The following is a 17211-nucleotide window of genomic DNA, read 5'->3' on the forward strand; positions in this document are numbered from 1 at the left end:
ACTCGTCACCTCTTGCACCTACCTTCACATTCGGTGCGGCACGACCACCCTCCACCACGGACCGTGGCGCGGTGACCGGCGATCGCCCCAGCACGGGACGCGAAGGGCCCCCGGCGGGGAGACATCCCCCGACCGGTGGGAGAACCGCGCGTCGCAGGGAACAGACCAGGCACGCAGAAGGTGCACGGAACGCACCGCACCATCCGGGCGACCCGCCCCGAAACCTTCCGAACCGGAGCCAATCCATGACGACCACGGACGCCCCCGAGGCGGCACCGCCGCCCACGGGCAAGCGCCGGATCGGCGACGTCGCCTTCGCCGGGCTCGCCCGAGGCTCGGGCACCCTGATCCTGCTAATCCTCGCCGGTGTCGCCGCCTTCCTGCTGGTGCAGGCCTGGCCGTCCCTGACCGCGAACACGGCGAACTTCCTCACCAGCACGGAGTGGGAGCCCAACGTCCGCGAGGACCCCGCGTTCGGTGTCGCCGCCCTGGCGTTCGGCACCGTCCTGGCCGCGGCCATCGCGCTGCTGCTGGCCACGCCGGTGGCGATCGGGATCGCGCTGTTCATCGTCTTCTACGCGCCGCGCAGACTCGCCTCGCTACTCGGCTACCTGGTGGACCTGCTGGCCGCCATCCCCAGCGTCGTCTACGGCCTGTGGGGCATCGGCTTCCTCGCGCCGGAACTGGTCCCCGTGTACCAGGCGCTGACGCGCTACCTGGGCTGGATCCCGCTGTTCGAGGGCCCCGCCTCCACCTCGGCCCGCACCACCCTGACCGCGGGCGTGGTGCTGGCCGTCATGATCCTGCCGATCATCACCGCGATGGCGCGCGACGTGTTCCGCCAGACCCCGCAGGGGCACCGCGAGGCCGCCCTGGCCATGGGCGCCACTCGCTGGGAGATGATCCGCCTGGCCGTGCTGCCCTTCGGCAAGTCCGGCGTGGTGGGCGGCGCCATGCTCGGCCTGGGCCGCGCCCTGGGCGAGACCATGGCCGTCGCGATGATCCTGTCCCCCTCCCTCATCGTCTCCTGGAACCTGTTGCAGAGCGGCAACCAGACCATCGCCGCGCACATCGCCCTCCAGTACCCCGAGGCCACCGGGTACGGCGTCTCCGCGCTGATCGCCGCCGGGCTGGTCCTGTTCGCGATCACCCTCATCGTCAACATGGGCGCGCGCTACGTCGTGACCCGGGGGAGCAAGGAGTCTTGATGGACACGACGACCACCCAGCCTCCCGGCCCCGAGGCGGGCTCCACCGCGACCGACCTGCGCCGCGGCTCCCTGCCGCACCGGTTCCCCGCCGCCCTGCTGGCCTCCTCCGCCGCCGTGGTGGCCGGGGTCCTGCTGGCCTTCTCCTCCTTCGGGTTCCTGCTGTGGGGCCTGCTCACCGCCGCCGCGTACGTGGTGATCATCGTGACGGCCTCCGCCCGTGTCGAGGGCGGCCGCAAGGCCAAGGACCGCCTGGTCACCTCACTGGTCTACCTGTGCTTCCTGCTGGCGATGCTGCCGCTGGTGTCGGTGCTGTGGACGGTACTGCGCAACGGCATCGTCCGGTTCGACGGCTACTTCCTCACGGTGTCCATGAACGGCGTCCTGCCGAGCATGGACGCGGGCGGCGTCTACCACGCGATCGTGGGCACCCTGGCGATCACCGGCATGGCCACGCTCATCTCGGTGCCCATCGGCGTGATGACCGCCGTGTACCTCGTGGAGTACGCCGAGGGCCGCATGAAGCGGACCATCGTGTTCTTCGTCGACGTCATGACGGGCATCCCGTCGATCGTCGCCGGGCTGTTCGTGGTGGCGCTGTGGATGATCCTGTTCGGCCCGGGCCGGACCAACGGCGCGTCGGGCGCGATCGCGCTGGCGGTGCTGATGATCCCGGTCGTGGTGCGCTCCAGCGAGGAGATGCTGCGGCTGGTGCCGCAGGACCTGCGTGAGGCCTCCTACGCCCTGGGGGTGCCCAAGTGGCGGACGATCACCAAGGTGGTGCTGCCCACCTCCGCGGCCGGTCTGACCACAGGAATCATGCTCGCCATCGCCCGCGTTATCGGGGAGACGGCTCCGCTGATCCTCACCACGGGGTCGTCCGCGGTGTCGATCAACTGGAACCTGTTCGACGGACAGATGATGAACCTGCCGGTGTTCATCTACTCGCAGGTCCGCATGGGCGGCGCTGTCAACTACGAGAGGGCCTGGGCGGCGGCGCTGACCCTGATCCTGGTGGTGATGCTGCTGTTCTTCCTGGCCCGCATGATCGGCCGCCTGTTCGCGCCGAAGGCCCGTTGACCCCTATACCCACCGCCCACGCCCCGCGCGCGGAGCAGATTCACGAGGAACTTCCAGTGGCGAAACGTATCGACGTCTCCGGTCTCCACGTCTACTACGGCGACTTCAAGGCCGTGGAGGACGTGTCGATGACCATCGAGCCGCGGTCGGTGACGGCGTTCATCGGATCGTCGGGCTGCGGCAAGTCCACCTTCCTGCGGACCCTCAACCGGATGCACGAGGTGACCCAGGGAGCCCGCGTCCAGGGCAAGGTGCTCCTGGACGACCTGGACATCTACGGGCCCGACGTGGACCCGGTCATGGTGCGCGGCGAGGTCGGGATGGTCTTCCAGAAGGCCAACCCGTTCCCGACGATGTCGATCTACGACAACGTCATCGCCGGCGCCCGCCTCAACAACCGTCGGATGAGCAAGTCCGAGGCGGACGAGCTGGTGGAGGGTTCGCTACGCGGCGCCAACCTGTGGGAGGAGGTCAAGGACCGGCTGAGCAAGCCCGGTTCGGGCCTCTCGGGCGGCCAGCAGCAGCGGCTGTGCATCGCCCGCGCCACCGCGGTCAAGCCGTCGGTGCTGCTGATGGACGAGCCGTGCTCGGCGCTGGACCCGATCTCGACCCTGGCGATCGAGGACCTCATCCACCAGCTCAAGGAGAACTACACGATCGTCATCGTGACGCACAACATGCAGCAGGCCGCGCGTGTGTCCGACCGGACGGCGTTCTTCAACCTGTCGGCTCCGGGCAAGCCGGGCAAGCTCATCGAGATGGGCGAGACGAACCAGATGTTCACCCGGCCGGAGAAGAAGGAGACCGAGAACTATATCACCGGTCGGTTCGGCTAAACCGCTCCCTCTTACCCCTCCGACCAGGGACGACCGGTGATCGGGAGGCCGGTTCGGCTCAACCGCTCCCTCTTACCCCTCCGACCAGGGACGACCGGCGATCGGGAGGCCGGTTCGGACCCGCCAGCAACGCTCGGAAACCCGCGCGGACGAGAGAACACGAGGACAGGCGTGACCACACCCCTGGTGATCGACACCGACACCGCGCAGGACGACTGCGTGGCCCTCCTCATCGGGCTGCTGGACCCCGAGGCGGACCTGCGGGCCATCACCATGGTCGCGGGGAACGTCGGCTTCGACCAGCAGGTGCGCAACGCCTTCCTCACCCTCAGCGTGGCCGGTCGCCTGGGCGAGGTACCCGTGCACCTGGGCTGCCGCCGTCCGCTCGTGCGCCCGTGGGTGAGCGCGGAGAACGTGCACGGTGACGGGTCGGGAGGCCTGTCCATGGACGTCTCGGGGCTGGAGACCGAGCGCGAGCACGCGGCGGACGCCCTGATCCGGCTGGCCGCGGAGAACCCCGGCGAACTGTCGGTCGTGGCGATCGGGCCGCTGACCAACATCGCGATGGCGGCCGCCAAGGACCCCGACTTCGCCCGCAACGTCGGCGCCCTCTACGTCATGGGCGGGTCCAACAACGGCCGCGGCAACATCACCGCCGCCGCGGAGTTCAACTTCTACGTGGACCCGGAGTCGGCCAAGGCCGTGTTCGCGGCGGGCTTCGAGATCACCGTGGTCCCCTGGGACCCGCTGACGCTGCGCCAGGCGGTGTTCGGCCAGGAGCGGCTGGACGCCCTCGCCGCCCTCGGCACCCCGCTGGCGGACTTCTTCGGGCGCGTGTGCGCGGCGACGCTGGAGTTCGACCGCAGGGTGGGCATCGACGGCACCACCCACCCCGACTCCCTGACCGCCGCGGTGCTGCTCCACCCGGAGCTGGTGCGCCGCTCCGCGCGGTACCACGTGGACGTGGAGACCGCCGGGGATCTCACCCGCGGCTACTCGGCCATGTCCTGGGGCGTGCACGGACTGGAGGCGAACGCGACGGTGGTCGAGGAGATCGACGCCGACGGGTTCTTCGACCTCCTCGCCGGTGTGCTGTCCCGGCGCACCGTCCCGAACCGGGTCATCACCGGCCTGTAGACACCCCGCTCCCCGGTCCCGGCACCTAAACAGTGGTCCTCTCCGCGTCACGTGCCACGGATCCATAACATCCACAAGAACACGAAACATGGCGATGCCACGCTCATAGCATCGATGCTATGAGCTGGGGTAGCATCGAACTGGAACCGGAAGTCGAACTATGGCTGGAGGCGCTGCCTGACGAGGAATGGGCGCAGGCCGTGTTCCACCTGGACCTCCTTGAGTCCCGCGGAATCGGCCTGGGGTTCCCCTACACGAGCCAACTGGACGGCAAGCTACGGGAACTGCGCTTCTACTGCGGTGGACAGCGGGTACGCGTCACCTACTACATCGCGGGCGGGCGACGCATCATCATGCTGACCGTGTTCCGCAAGACTCGAGCTCGCGAGTCAACCGAGGTCAGACGGGCGACGAGGGCCATGAACGAGTGTGTCCGCGCCGGCCACACCGTCGACGGCGAGGAGGAATGATGAGTACCTCACCGAGAAGGACCCTGTCCGATCTGAAGTCGTCCGAGCGCTTTGACCGGCCCGGAGTCCGGGAGGCCTACGAACTCACCCGTTTGCGTTTCGAACTGGCTGAGACCGTCCGGCTGCGGCGGGAGCAGCTCGGCTGGTCCCAGGCCGAACTCGGGCGCCGGGCGGGGATGCCCCAGTCCAGCATCGCCCGTTTCGAGCACGGTGGCACGGAGCCGACGCTGCCCACGCTGGAGCGCATCGCCGAAGCCCTCGGGCTGATTCTCCGGGTACGCATGGAAATCCCCACAGGGCAGGAACCCGACTCCAGCGCCGCGTAGGCCGTTGACACCAACCAACGGCCGCCCGGCGCACCGTCCCGAACCGGGTCATCACCGGCCTGTAGACCCCCCGCTCCCCGGTCCCGGCCGGAGCACGGGCCGGGTACGAGGGGCACCCGGCTGGGAGGCGGCGGGACTCCCCAGGGGACTCCGGAGTTCCCCGGCGGGCGGGAAGCGCACGCCTCCGCCCGCCGTTGGTCCCCACCGGGCGGGTTCAGGGGCCGGGGCCTCAGCCGTTCTTGACGACGATGGTCTCCACCGTGTTCGCGACGTGCTCGAACGCGTCCGCGGCGGTCTCCAGCTCCTCGATGACGTCCTTGAGCTTGAGGACGGTCAGGGCGTCGTACTCCCCGCTGAACAGGCGGGCGAGGAGCTTGCGGTAGATGCGGTCGGCCTGGTTCTCCAGCTGGTTGATCTCGATCCAGTACCGGGTCAGGTCCTCCAGCGTGCGCAGGCGGGGCATCGCCTCGGCGGTCAGCTCGGCGGCGCGCTCCAGCACCTCGATCTGGTCGATGATCCCCTTGGGGAGGCGCTCCAGACCGTACAGGCCGATGAGGTCGACGGCGGCCTCCATGGAATCCATCACATCGTCCAGGTTCGAGGCCAGACGGTAGATGTCCTCCCGGTGGATGGGTGTCCCCGAGCTCTTGTTGAGGCGTCGCATGATCGCGTGGGTGGCGTCGTCACCCGCGTGTTCACAGGCACGCATCTTCTCGGTGATGGCCTCGCGGTCGGCTCCGTCACTCATCAGCTCCACCAGCAGGCGGGCCGCGATGACCAGGTTGTTCGCCGAGTCGGTGAACATCTCGTAGTAACTGTCATCACGCGGGCGCAAGCGCAGGCGCACGTCGTTCTCCCGATGGTGCGGTGGTGTTCCTTGGTGGATGTTAAGCGCGTCGGCCAGTTGGTCCGGCGCGGCCGGGCTGGGCGGCGCCGGACCGGCGCCGAGGGGTTGGGCTGGCACGGACTTAGTCACCGCTTATTCATCTGACGGTGCCACCGCGTGGAACACCCTGGGGGTGCGGGGTCCATCGCAATCCTCCCAATCTCGACAACACCGGGACGGTTCGGGACGCTACCGTGTCCCGCTCCCGCTGGCCAGCGTCACGCTGAGACAGGAATCACCCAATTGAGCGGAGACCGGTGGACAGTTCCACCGGCATTCTTCGATGTCCACCTTCGGTCTATTTGCCCGCAATAACAAGTACCCCCTCCGTTCACCCATCCGATCACCCGGCCGCGCCGCAGGTCGGGGCCCGTAGGCTCACCTCCATGCCTTCCGCCCTGAGCGCGAGCGCCGTGCGGCGCCTCCGCGCGTCCCTGGACGAACAGCTCTCCGAACTGGGAGAGGCCCCCTTCGAGGGGGACGACGAGGCCGCCGTCGCCGCCTGCGCCGAGGCCGTGCTGCGCGCCGAGGAGCCCGTGCGCGCGGCCCTCAAGGCCGCCGTGCGAGGCACCCTGGCGGTGCTCGCGGACCGTGCTCCCGGTCACAGCCTGGAGGTACGTGTACCGCCGTACGGCGCCGTGCAGGCCGTCGAGGGCCCCCGCCACACCCGCGGCACCCCGCCGGGCGTCGTCGAGACCGACCCTCTCACCTGGCTGCGCGTGGCCACCGGCCGCACCCCCTGGGAACGTGCGGTGTCCGAGCACCTGGTGCGGGCCAGCGGCGTGCGCTCCGACCTGTCCGGGCACCTGCCCCTGTGGCCGGTACCTCCCCCGGGTGGTGCCCGGCCGACAGCCAGGCACTAAGCTGTGGGTGTGTCGTACTCCGACGGCCGGCTCACCATGGATCTCGATCCGCTCGAACGCGGCCCGCAGGACGCCTGCGGTGTCTTCGGGGTCTGGGCGCCCGGCGAAGAAGTCAGCAAGCTCACCTACTTCGGCCTCTACGCTCTGCAACACCGCGGACAGGAGTCCGCGGGCATCGCGTTGAGCGACGGGGAACGGATCGTCGTCTACAAGGACATGGGACTCGTCTCCCAGGTCTTCAACGAGGCGACCCTGGACTCCCTGCGCGGCCACCTCGCGATCGGTCACTGCCGCTACTCCACCACCGGGTCGCCGGTGTGGGAGAACGCACAGCCGACCTTCTACACGGCGCGCGAGGGGGGTCTGGCGCTCGGCCACAACGGCAACCTGATCAACACCCCCGAACTGGCGGCGATGCTGCCCGACACGCGCCGGGGGGCCACCACCGACACCGAGGTCCTCACCAACCTGCTGGCCGAGCGGGCCAGGAGCGGCAGCTCCGTGGAGGATGCCGCCCTCGAACTGCTCCCGCAGGTCAGAGGAGCCTTCTCGCTGGTGTTCATGGACGAGGACACCCTGTACGCGGCGCGCGATCCCCAGGGAATCCGCCCGTTCGTGCTGGGCCGCCTGGGCGAGACCTCCGGCGCGGGCGGCTGGGTGGTCGCCAGCGAGACCGCCGCCCTGGACATCGTGGGCGCCAAGGTCGTGCGCGAGATCGAGCCCGGTGAGCTCCTCACCATCGACGAGCGCGGGGTCCGCTCCCGGCGCTTCGCGCCCGCCCGGCCCAAGGGCTGCCTGTTCGAGTACGTCTACCTGGCCCGCCCCGACACCACCATCGCGGGCCGCAACGTCAACTCCACCCGCGTGGAGGTGGGCCGCCGCCTGGCCCGGGAGCACCCGGTGGACGCCGACCTGGTCATCCCGGTGCCCGAGTCCGGCACGCCCGCCGCGGTCGGCTACGCCGAGGCCAGCGGCATCCCCTTCGCCCAGGGTCTGGTGAAGAACTCCTACGTGGGGCGCACCTTCATCCAGCCCAGCCAGACCCTGCGCCAGCTGGGCATCCGGCTCAAGCTCAACCCGCTGCGCGACGTCATCGAGGGCCGCCGTCTGGTGGTCGTGGACGACTCCATCGTGCGCGGCAACACCCAGCGTGCCCTGGTGCGGATGCTGCGCGACGCGGGCGCCGCCGAGGTGCACGTGCGCATCTCCAGCCCGCCCGTGCTGTGGCCCTGCTACTACGGCATCGACTTCGCCACGCGCGCCGAGCTCATCGCGGCGAACATGTCCGTGGACGAGATCGCCGCCTCGGTCAACGCTGACTCCCTGGCCTACGTGGACCTCGACGAGCTCATCGCAGCGTCGGAGGTGCCCAAGGACAACCTGTGCCGGGCCTGTTTCGACGGCGTGTACCCGATCGAGGTGCGCGACGACGCCCGGGGCAAGTACCTGCTGGAGAAGTCCTGCGGCACGCCCGAGGGATCGACGCTGGCCACCAGCGACAAGTAACCCGCCGCCGGGTCCGCACGGGCCCGTGCGGCGGCTCCGCCGTGCCCTGGGAGGGGAGGCGGGGACCGCACCACCACAGCGACACAGCACGAGGAGAACTGGCGTGGCAGCCGAAAGCACGGGGACGTCGGGCGCGTACGCGGCCGCCGGGGTGGACATCGCCGCCGGCGAGCGCGCCGTCGACCTGATGAAGCGCCACGTGGCGCGCACCCGCAGGCCCGAGCAGGTGACCGACGCCAGCGGCTTCGCGGGCCTGTTCCGGCTCGACACGAACAAGTACAGGGACCCGGTCCTGGCGACCTCCACCGACGGTGTGGGCACCAAGGTGATGCTCGCCCAGCAGATGGACCGGCACGACACGATCGGCATCGACCTGGTGGCGATGGTCGTCGACGACCTCGTGGTCAGCGGGGCCGAGCCCCTGTTCATGACCGACTACGTCGCCTGCGGCGCGGTGGTGCCCGAGCGCATCGCGGAGATCGTCGGCGGCATCGCCGAGGGCTGCCACCAGGCGGGCTGCGCGCTGGTCGGCGGGGAGACCGCCGAGCACCCGGGCGCCATGGAGCCGGACGAGTACGACCTGGCCGGTGCGGGCACCGGCGTGGTGGAGGGTGACGCGATCCTCGGCCAGGACCGGGTTCGCGAGGGCGACGCCGTCATCGCGATGGGCTCCTCGGGTCCGCACTCCAACGGCTACTCGCTCATCCGCAGCGTCGTGGACCGGGCGGACCTGGACCTGTTCGCGCACGTCCCGGAGCTGGACGGGGTGCTGGGCGAGGTACTGCTCACCCCGACCCGGGTGTACGCCAAGGACTGCGTGGCGCTGACCGGGGCCGTGGAGGTGCACGCCTACGCGCACATCACCGGCGGCGGTCTGGCGGCCAACCTGTCGCGCTCCCTGCCCGGCCACCTGAACGCGGAGCTGGACCGCTCCACCTGGGCGCCCGCCCCCGTGTTCGGCTACCTGGCCGACAAGGGAGGCGTGGGCCGGGAGGACATGGAGGCCACGTTCAACATGGGCGTGGGCATGGCGGCGATCGTCGCGGCGGAGGACGCCGAACGCGCCCTGCGGGTACTGTCCGACCGCGGCGTCCCGGCCTGGCGGCTGGGCACGGTGACGGCCGGTTCGGGACAGGCTGTCCTGACCGGGGAGTACCGCGGCGCGTGAGGAACGGACGCGAACATAGCCGGTGCGAACCACCACAGTGGTTCGCACCGGCTATATCCACCTGTCCGCTACGGCTCCCGGGTGCGGGAGCCGCGACCGCCACAGGTCAGCGGTTGTTGTCCGAGCGACCTGAAGGTCTCGGTCTGCCAGGTACCGGTTCTACCGAGTACCAGCTCTGCCGCAGGTACCGGTCCTACTGGGTACCAGTCCTACTAGGTACCAGACCTACTGGGTACTACTTGTCCGAGTCCGAGTACTTGTCGGCAAGATCCGCGTAACGGTCGACCAGGTCGTCGTGAGAATCCGCGTAGGAATCATCCGGACCCGACGGCCCGGAGGGAGACCCCTCGTCCTCAGCGACACCCAGCTCTGACCGCAGCCGCTCAAGGTCGGTCCCGCCGGAGCTGTACTTGAGCTTCCGGGCGACCTTCTGCTGCTTGGCCTTGGCTCGGCCGCGCCCCATTGGCTCGACCCCCTCAACGATTGGGTTCCGACGAACCCCAGATCACTTACAAACCCGCACTATCGGGCTGACGGCCGTCAAACGCGACTGACGACAGGCGCCAGCTTACGTACACATACAACCGTACCTGGTCGGCCCCCGTCGTGCCTACGCCACCCGGGTGTGACGGATGTGGTGAGCGCACGTAACGGCGGCCGCACAGGCTACCCGTGGTGAGTGCCACAGACAACGATATGTGCCACGATGCGTTCGTGCTGCCCTACACCGCCTATCTCCGCGTCTACCAGCCGATCAACGCCTTCTCTCCGTACGATCGCGGTTACTGGGAGGAGTACGCGGCCTCGCCCGACCGGCCCCGGCGGATCAACGCGCTGGCGGCGGAGCACGCCGAGAGCCTGAGCCGCCTGGTGGCCACGCCCCCGGTGGTGGCGCCGACGGAGGAGAGCCGCAACGCCTACCTGCGGCGGGTGAACGAGCGGCTGTACGTCTGCCCCTGGCAGACCCGGCTGCGCTCGTGGCGGGCCTTCACCGAGTTCACCGGCACGATGCCGGTGGGGCTGAGCACGGCGTTCGTGCCCCTGACCGAGGCGGAGCGGGCCGAGGAGGGCTACCGCGAGTGGCGGGACTCGGGCGCGCTGGTGCGGCCGGGCATCCTGTCGAGCAACTGGACCGTGCCGATCCCGTGGTTCGTGCCCTTCGAGGCCCAGGAGCGGTGCCTGGTGCTGTCGGCGAACTCCACCCGGACCCTGCTGTACCTGACACGGACATCACTGGCACTGAGGCGGCTGGAGCAGACGGCGGCGGTGCTGCGGGAGCACATCGGCGAGCACGCGGTGTCGGCCGCCACCGAGCAGCTGACGGACTGGCTGTCGCTGACCGCGCACCCCGACTCGCTGCTGGAACTGGACTACGGCGGGCTGCCGCACCTCCTCAGCGACGACCACCTCGGCGAGGACCACTCGGTGGCGGAGGTGGCGGGGGCGATCGAGGCCCTGGCGACGGGGGACGGCCGACGCGTGGTGGAGCTGCGCGAGAGGCTCACCCGGCGCTGGAGGTCGGTACGCGCACTGGAGCACGCCAACTGAGGGTTACGGTGTCGCCAGGTTTTCGTGGGCACCCGCTGCCTTCTGTCGTTATCCGGGAGGGCGGACACGTGCGCGCCACGCCGGTTACCAACCTGGTACACCAGGTTTCTCTCCCTTCCTTCGCGATCTTTTCGCATGTGACAAGGGTGCGAGCCCGGACGTCGTCCGCGCACGACATCAAGAGTCGTGAAACTGGGCATAACGCCCGATAGGGATCGGCATAGACTGTAGCCAACCGATCACAGAGCGCACTGACAGTAATCAGGAAACCCTTGCCACGCGGGGAATCCGCGCGGCCCGACCGTCAGCCGAAGCACGCGGCGCCCCTCCCCCGCCGGTCCGCCTCCTCCCCCGCACGCGAACCACGCACCGAGGGCCCGGGACTCCACCACGCTCCACGGAGCCGGGTTTCGGTCAGGCAGCCGTAGCACTTCGGGTACTCCGCATCGAGAAAAACGAGGCCGGAGAACGAAGTTTTGACCGAATACGCCACATGCCACTAAACGTGTCGCTAGAATCACTTAGCGTGACGCGGCCACGGGCGGCTTTCTTTGGCCTCCCACGTGCAAAGTTGCTTGGAGTGGTCGTACAATCACCTCGGGTGATGCCAATATAGACCTAGAGGGAATATTGGACATCCGGGCCAAGTGCCAGGATTAAGGCTCAAGGATCGGCACACAGATCCAGGAGGAGAGGCCGTACACATGTCAACTCGCACGCCCGAGGCGGAGCCCCTGTTGACCCCCGCCGAGGTTGCCACCATGTTCCGTGTGGACCCCAAGACCGTGACACGCTGGGCGAAGGCGGGCAAGCTGACCTCGATCCGCACCTTGGGCGGACACCGCCGCTACCGCGAGACCGAAGTCCGCGCCCTGCTGGCCGGAATCCCCAGCCAGCGTACGGAGTGATCTCCCCTGTCTGTGCCGGTTCCGGGGGGAACGGCCGGACGGGCTCCGGCCGCTGACAGCGGCTGACGAGGGTCGAGGGCGGGTCTTCCCACAGGAGGCCCGCCTTCCGCGTGCCCGGGCACCGAGTGGCGCCGAGCCCGGGTGTCCCCGCCGGGCGGGACCTCCGCGCGGGGACCGGGGACCGTGTCCGAGCACCCGGGCACGCGGCGAAGCCGGGCGGCGGGCCCCGGAGGCACCGGCTAGAAGTCCTCGATCCGGTCGTCCATGGCGGTGGTGCGGTTTCGGGCCAGGAAGGTCGCGGCCGCGCCGCCGCCGACCGCCACCACCGCGGCGGTGATCAGCGCGGCGAGCGAGCTGCCCGTGGTCGCCAGGCGGTTGTCATCCCCGGCGGCCTCCTCCGGCCGCGGCGACTCCTCCTCGGGGTCGCCCTTGTCGCCCGGGGAGGGCGGGGTGGTGGCGGCGTAGGTGGATCCGAGCGCCCACGCGTCGGCGAAGTCCACCGCGAAGCCCCTCTCCTGGCCGACCTCGCCCACCTGCACCCACACGGTCATCCAGCTGCGGATCCCCTGTCCGTCCCAGTCCTCGTCCTGGTCCCGGAAGGTGGTCTCGTTGGCCTCGAAGCGGATGCGGACGGGCACCTCCAGGGCCACGTCCCCGTCCTCGTCGAACACCTCCAGGACCTCCTCCACGACGGCCCCGTCCGCGTTCTTGCCCAGCGGCCCGGCGGAGACGCCGAACGCGGTCAGGTCACCGTGCGCGAAGGTCGTCTCGGTCACGCCGTCGTACCCGGATGTGGCCGTGGCGGTCACGTCCGCGAGGGTGAACTCCACGGCGTTGCCGTCGGCGGACACCGTCTCGGCGGAAGCCCCGTCGAGGAGGAGCACGTCCTCGGCCGCGCTCGGGGAGGGGCTGGGAGAGCTGGAGGGGCTGGGGGACGCGCCCTCCTGCGGTTCGCGCCGGGGGGCGTCGGAGGGTTCCTCGCTCGCCTGGGCGGCGTCCTGGTCGCCGGTGTCCGCGGTGGTGTCCCCGCCGCCCGCGGAGCCCTCGTCCGCGGAGTCCCCGCCCGAGGGTGCCCCGTCGTCCGCGCCGGAGCCCGTGCCACCGCCCGTGCCGTCCTTGCCGTCGCCGCCGGTGCCGTCCGGGGAGGGCTGGTCCCGGAAGGGGGTGTCCTCCGAGGACGGTTCGGCCTCCGGGGAGGGGGACGGCGGCGCGGAGGGCTCGGGCAGGTCCACCTCCGGCGGCACGTCGATCAGTCCGTGGGCGGCGAGGTCGGCGACCTCCATCCGGAAGGACGCGGTCCGCACGGTGGAGGCGGCGCGCGCGCTGTCGGCGTCGACCACGGTGTGGCTCTCGCCGTCGATCTCCAGGTAGGCGGCCATCGGCCCGAAGAGGTCCTCAGCCGCGGCGCTCCCCTCGGTCTCGCCGCCGAAGCCGGTGGCGGTGGAGTAACCGGTGACCACGTCGCCGTCGGCCACCCAGGCCTGCGCGTTGCCCCAGACGAGCTGGTCGGCGGAGGCGGGGAGCGCGGGCACGGCGCCGAACACTCCGAGAGCGACGAACAGGACGCCGCCGCGGACGAGGCGGCGCGCGGTCAGCTTGGCGGGAGACACCACAACACTCCTGTTGTATGCGGGGGATGTCCGACTCTGAGGTCGGCCCGTGCCCGCCGCGGACGGCGGACAGGGTTGCCCGGCCGGCCTGAGACGGCCGGTCGCGGTGTGCGGGGCGGATCGTGTCGGGACCTTCCCACCCCGGGAAGGTGACTCTGTGTCGGGCGGTGTGTGCGGGCGCCCTACCGCGAGCCTAACCTCTGGATCACAAAACGGAAACCGTCCACCGTAGGCCGACCGGCCGGTGCGCGGGCGCCGACCACCGGTCAACGGAGGCCGCCGCCGCGAAGTTCCGAGCACGACGGGAGGGCCGGGAGGGCGCGGGAACCGGGCCGGGAGGAGTGAGGACCGGACCGGGAGGGGGCGGAGCGACGCTGGAAGAGAACCGAGCGGTTCCGGGGGCGGAGGACCACCAGGCGGGGGAGCGTGCGCGCGGGGGAGGGTGCCGGACAACAGGACGGCCCCGGGGAACGTGTCCCCGGGGCCGGGTCGGCTCAGCCGACGCCAAGCGCGTACTTAGCCCTCGCTGGTCTCCGCGGCGGAGTCAGCGGTGTTCTTCTTGCGGCGCGCGAAGTACGCGGCCAGGCCGCCACCGGCGGCGATCGCGGCACCGGCCGCGATCAGACCGGCGATCGGGCTACCGGTCTGGGCGAGGGACTCGGCGTTCTCCAGCTTGTCCGGCTGCGGCTTCTTCTCGGTCTCGTCCTCCGGGTGGGTCGGCGCGGGCTTGTCGTCGCCGTCGTCACCGCCGTTGTCGCCACCGCCGTCGCCGACCTCGGCGGCGCCGACGCTGGCGAGGCTCTCGGCCAGGTCAACGTAGTAGAACGGGGCCTCGGCGCCGTCGACGGTGAAGGTCACCGCGAAGCCGGTGTGGGCGTCGTTCCAGGTGACGCCGTTCTCCTCGTCGGCGTACTCCTCGACGTACTCGTACGACTCCAGGTCGATCACGACGGCGACCTGCTCGCCGCTGTCGAGGGTGACGACGTCCGGGTAGGAGATGTCGGCGACGTCGGCGCTGTGGGAGACCTCGCCGTCCCAGCTCTGGGTGGTCGTGGTGGTCACACCGGACAGGGTGGCGTCGAGGACGACCTCGTCCGAGCCGCTGACCAGCTCGGTGCTCTCCTCGTCCAGGACCAGGGTCTCGGGCTCGGAGGCGGTGGCGGGGTCGGTCTCGGGGGACGGGTCGGTCTCCGGCACCTCCGGGGTGTCGGTCTCGCCACCACCGGTACCCTCGTCGCCGCCGGTCTCGCCGCCACCGGTGTTCTCGTCGCCGCCGGTCTCGCCACCGTCGGCACCCTCGCCGCCGGTGTTCTCGTCACCGCCGGTACCGCCGTCCTCGGGCTGGCCTTCCTCGCCTCCGGGCTCGGTCTCCTCGCCCTCGGGGGCCGGGGACTCCTCGGCTTCGGTCTCCTCCGTGACCTCGGGCTCCTCGTCGAGGTTCTCCTCGACGATCTCCTCCACGTCGGAGACGGTGATCTGGAGGCGGGCGGTGTCCACAGTGGCCATGGCGGTGACGCCTTCATCGCCGACCGTGGCGCTACTGGTGCCGGAGAAGGTCAGCCAGTTGCCGACGGAACCGGAGTAGCTGTTGGTGGTCGTGCCGTCGTAACTGACGGCGACGCCCTCCCAGTTGCCGACGGAGGCGTAGGCCCAGCCGTAGTATTCGGTCTCGGCCGCGGCGGGGAGAGCCGTGGCGATGCTGAGCGCGCCGAGAGCAGCGAAAGCCGCTCCGCCCTGGAGAATGCGGCGCGCAGTAACACGAGTGTTCTTCAAGTCAATCCTCTTCGGATCGGCCGCAGTCCGCACTGGTCGGACTGGTCTGGATACGCGCACCACCGGCTGACTGTGGGGAAGTCGCGGGAACACAGGGCGCGAACCAGGATCGGATGGGGGATGGCGGGAGCACACAGAAAGCTCACTGCCAGCGGAAACAGGAGGGCGCGGCCGCGACCACCGGACGGAGGGGGCGCGGGAACCGGGCCGTGGGGTACTTCCGATTTCCTAACCCAGACCTTACATCGCCACAAAGCCGAAATTGCCCCGGAACCCATCACGAAAAGATCACAGAGAAAGACATGCTCACGCTGAGCGACACCCCAATTCCCTCTGGAAGTTTTTCTCGAAACCGGTAAACCGAACGCCGTATGTCGCGTCTTACAAAGGAAGCGCGTCCCCCCGAAATGCCTTTCGCGCGCCCGTGGACGCGCGCCCCGCGTGGGGGGCGGCGCACTCCCGACCAGCCCCGCCCCGTAGGCCGCGGTCCCCCTCCCCGCGCCCCTGCCGGACATCCGGGGTGACGTCCGAGTCCCCGGAGCGGCTAGGTTGTGGGCATGCCCGTCTCCGCACCGTCAGGGCCCCGGAGCCGCGCCACCCGCGCCCTGTCACTCGCCTCCTTCCTCCTCCTCACCGCCGTCGCCTGCTCGGCGACGCCCGGGACGCCCCCCGGCAGCGACCCCACCGCCGCTCTCCCCCTCCCCGGGCCGCAGGACGGCACCGACGCCCCCGACGGCGACGACCGCGAGGCCCCCGAGGAGGGAACGCAGGAGGGCCCGCCCGCGGGCCAGGGCCCCCTCGGCGACAGCGTCGTGGTCATCGACCCCGGTCACAACGGCGGCAACGCCGCCGCCCCCGACGAGATCAACACGATGGTCCCCGCTGGGCCGAACGAGAAGGCCTGCGACACCGTCGGCACCGAGACCGCGAGCGGCTACGCCGAGCACGAGTTCAACTGGGAACTGTCCGTGCTGGTCAAGGAGAGGCTGGAGGCCGACGGCGCCACGGTCGTCCTCACCCGCGAGGACAACGACGGCGTCGGGCCGTGCATCGACGAGCGCGCGGGCATCGGCAACGAGGAGGAGGCCGACGCGGCCGTGTCCCTGCACGCCGACGGCGGCCCCGAGACCGGTCGCGGGTTCCACGTGATCATGCCGGGCGAGGTCGAGGGCTTCACCGACGACATCACCGAGTCCTCCCAGCTGCTCGGTGAGGACATCCACCGCGCGTACCTGGAGGGGAGCGGCGTCCCCACCGCCGACTACCTCGCCGACGACGGCCTGGACGTGCGCACCGACCTGGGCGGGTTGAACATGTCCGACGTGCCCAAGGTGTTCCTGGAGACGGGCAACATGCGCAACCCCGAGGACGCGGCGCTCATGGAGGACCCCGCGTGGCGGGAGCGGGCCGCCGACGCCATCGCGCAGGGGCTGGCCCTCTACCTCATGCGGGGGTGAGGGGAGGACGGCGCGACCGCCTGGCCGTCCCCACCGCCCGGCCATACCCGGCCACAGCGCCCGCCGCTATGGCGGAGGCCACTCCCCCATGGGCATAATGCGTCCATGACATCCCCTGTCCCGCGCCCCTTCCCCTTCCCCGGCTTCGACGTGGTCCTGCGCGGCTTCGACCGCCACCAGGTGGACGACCTCGTCCACCGCGCCTCCTTCACCCTGGCCACCCTCACCGGCGGCCCCGTCCTCACCGACGAGGACGGGCGGTCCGTCGACCCGCCCTCCACACCGGCGCCCGACCCCATCACCTCCGCGGAACTGGCCGACGCCCCGGTGGACCTGGTCCTGCGCGGGTACGACCGCCACCAGGTGAAGGACGTCCTGTCCCGCCTCGTGGAGCTGCTGGCCGAGGCCGAATCACACACGACCCGGGGATAAACAG

At 70.3% G+C, this 17211-nt stretch carries 17 protein-coding genes; 13 read left to right on the forward strand and 4 right to left on the reverse strand.

The features are described 5' to 3' along the window. The first annotated feature begins 245 nt into the window (after positions 1–245). The 6 genes from pstC to ACSIH6_RS09575 all read left to right on the forward strand — a co-directional run bounded on the left by pstC (position 246) and on the right by ACSIH6_RS09575 (position 5056). A complete protein-coding gene (gene pstC / locus ACSIH6_RS09550) occupies positions 246–1208 on the forward strand; it encodes a phosphate ABC transporter permease subunit PstC (protein ID WP_435107871.1) in 963 nt (320 codons plus the stop codon). Beyond that, positions 1208–2287, forward strand: a complete 1080-nt coding sequence (pstA, locus tag ACSIH6_RS09555; protein ID WP_435107872.1) for a phosphate ABC transporter permease PstA — start codon at positions 1208–1210, stop codon at positions 2285–2287. Before pstC ends, pstA begins: the two co-directional genes overlap by 1 nt. A 56-nt stretch (positions 2288–2343) precedes the next feature. Further along, positions 2344–3123 carry a phosphate ABC transporter ATP-binding protein PstB gene (gene pstB, locus ACSIH6_RS09560; RefSeq protein ID WP_435107873.1) on the forward strand — a complete coding sequence of 260 codons (780 nt, stop codon included), beginning with the start codon at positions 2344–2346 and terminating at the stop codon, positions 3121–3123. A gap of 171 nt (positions 3124–3294) precedes the next feature. Beyond that, positions 3295–4260 (forward strand): nucleoside hydrolase, encoded by a 966-nt coding sequence (locus ACSIH6_RS09565; RefSeq protein WP_435107874.1) that lies wholly within the window; start codon positions 3295–3297, stop codon positions 4258–4260. Between the two features lie 119 nt (positions 4261–4379). Further along, the gene (locus ACSIH6_RS09570; RefSeq protein WP_435107875.1) at positions 4380–4730 is read left to right on the forward strand and encodes a type II toxin-antitoxin system RelE/ParE family toxin; all 351 of its coding nucleotides are present in this window, start codon (positions 4380–4382) and stop codon (positions 4728–4730) included. Continuing rightward, positions 4730–5056 (forward strand): helix-turn-helix domain-containing protein, encoded by a 327-nt coding sequence (locus ACSIH6_RS09575; RefSeq protein WP_435107876.1) that lies wholly within the window; start codon positions 4730–4732, stop codon positions 5054–5056. Before ACSIH6_RS09570 ends, ACSIH6_RS09575 begins: the two co-directional genes overlap by 1 nt. 229 nt (positions 5057–5285) lie before the next feature. On the opposite strand, the gene ACSIH6_RS09580 is transcribed toward ACSIH6_RS09575, so the two are convergent. Then, the gene (locus ACSIH6_RS09580) at positions 5286–5903 is read right to left on the reverse strand and encodes a DUF47 domain-containing protein (protein ID WP_013155381.1); all 618 of its coding nucleotides are present in this window, start codon (positions 5901–5903) and stop codon (positions 5286–5288) included. 425 nt (positions 5904–6328) lie between these two features. On the opposite strand from ACSIH6_RS09580, the gene ACSIH6_RS09585 reads away from it, so the two are divergent. The 3 genes from ACSIH6_RS09585 (at position 6329) to purM (ending at position 9479) form a co-directional block, all read left to right on the forward strand. After that, a complete protein-coding gene (locus ACSIH6_RS09585) occupies positions 6329–6805 on the forward strand; it encodes a sterol carrier family protein (RefSeq protein WP_435107877.1) in 477 nt (158 codons plus the stop codon). Between the two features lie 9 nt (positions 6806–6814). Next, positions 6815–8311, forward strand: a complete 1497-nt coding sequence (gene purF / locus ACSIH6_RS09590; RefSeq protein WP_017563785.1) for an amidophosphoribosyltransferase — start codon at positions 6815–6817, stop codon at positions 8309–8311. Positions 8312–8414: 103 nt separating this feature from the next. Further along, positions 8415–9479, forward strand: coding sequence for a phosphoribosylformylglycinamidine cyclo-ligase (gene purM / locus ACSIH6_RS09595; protein ID WP_435107878.1), 1065 nt, complete (start codon positions 8415–8417; stop codon positions 9477–9479). Positions 9480–9714: 235 nt separating this feature from the next. Here purM and ACSIH6_RS09600 read toward each other — a convergent pair whose 3' ends face one another. Then, positions 9715–9942 carry a DUF3073 domain-containing protein gene (locus ACSIH6_RS09600; protein WP_013155385.1) on the reverse strand — a complete coding sequence of 76 codons (228 nt, stop codon included), beginning with the start codon at positions 9940–9942 and terminating at the stop codon, positions 9715–9717. A 233-nt stretch (positions 9943–10175) separates the two neighbouring features. On the opposite strand from ACSIH6_RS09600, the gene ACSIH6_RS09605 reads away from it, so the two are divergent. After that, the gene (locus ACSIH6_RS09605; protein ID WP_435107899.1) at positions 10176–11027 is read left to right on the forward strand and encodes a DUF8083 family protein; all 852 of its coding nucleotides are present in this window, start codon (positions 10176–10178) and stop codon (positions 11025–11027) included. 704 nt (positions 11028–11731) lie between these two features. Beyond that, positions 11732–11935: a developmental transcriptional regulator BldC gene (bldC, locus tag ACSIH6_RS09610; RefSeq protein ID WP_013155387.1), complete on the forward strand. Its 204-nt coding sequence runs from the start codon at positions 11732–11734 to the stop codon at positions 11933–11935. 239 nt (positions 11936–12174) lie between these two features. On the opposite strand, the gene ACSIH6_RS09615 is transcribed toward bldC, so the two are convergent. Both ACSIH6_RS09615 and ACSIH6_RS09620 read right to left on the reverse strand, forming a co-directional pair. Continuing rightward, positions 12175–13545 carry a hypothetical protein gene (locus tag ACSIH6_RS09615; RefSeq protein WP_435107879.1) on the reverse strand — a complete coding sequence of 457 codons (1371 nt, stop codon included), beginning with the start codon at positions 13543–13545 and terminating at the stop codon, positions 12175–12177. A gap of 516 nt (positions 13546–14061) precedes the next feature. Then, positions 14062–15318, reverse strand: a complete 1257-nt coding sequence (locus tag ACSIH6_RS09620) for an LPXTG cell wall anchor domain-containing protein (RefSeq protein ID WP_435107880.1) — start codon at positions 15316–15318, stop codon at positions 14062–14064. A gap of 557 nt (positions 15319–15875) precedes the next feature. Between ACSIH6_RS09620 and ACSIH6_RS09625 the strand changes: the two genes are divergently transcribed. Together ACSIH6_RS09625 and ACSIH6_RS09630 are read left to right on the forward strand one after the other, a co-directional pair. Beyond that, on the forward strand, positions 15876–16775 hold the full coding sequence (locus ACSIH6_RS09625) for an N-acetylmuramoyl-L-alanine amidase (protein ID WP_435107881.1): 900 nt from the start codon (positions 15876–15878) through the stop codon (positions 16773–16775). 105 nt (positions 16776–16880) lie between these two features. Next, positions 16881–17207 carry a hypothetical protein gene (locus ACSIH6_RS09630; RefSeq protein WP_435107882.1) on the forward strand — a complete coding sequence of 109 codons (327 nt, stop codon included), beginning with the start codon at positions 16881–16883 and terminating at the stop codon, positions 17205–17207. Positions 17208–17211 lie beyond the last annotated feature (4 nt).

Source organism: Nocardiopsis synnemataformans, assembly GCF_965343085.1.
In the GTDB taxonomy this organism is placed as follows: Bacteria; Actinomycetota; Actinomycetes; order Streptosporangiales; family Streptosporangiaceae; genus Nocardiopsis; species Nocardiopsis alborubida.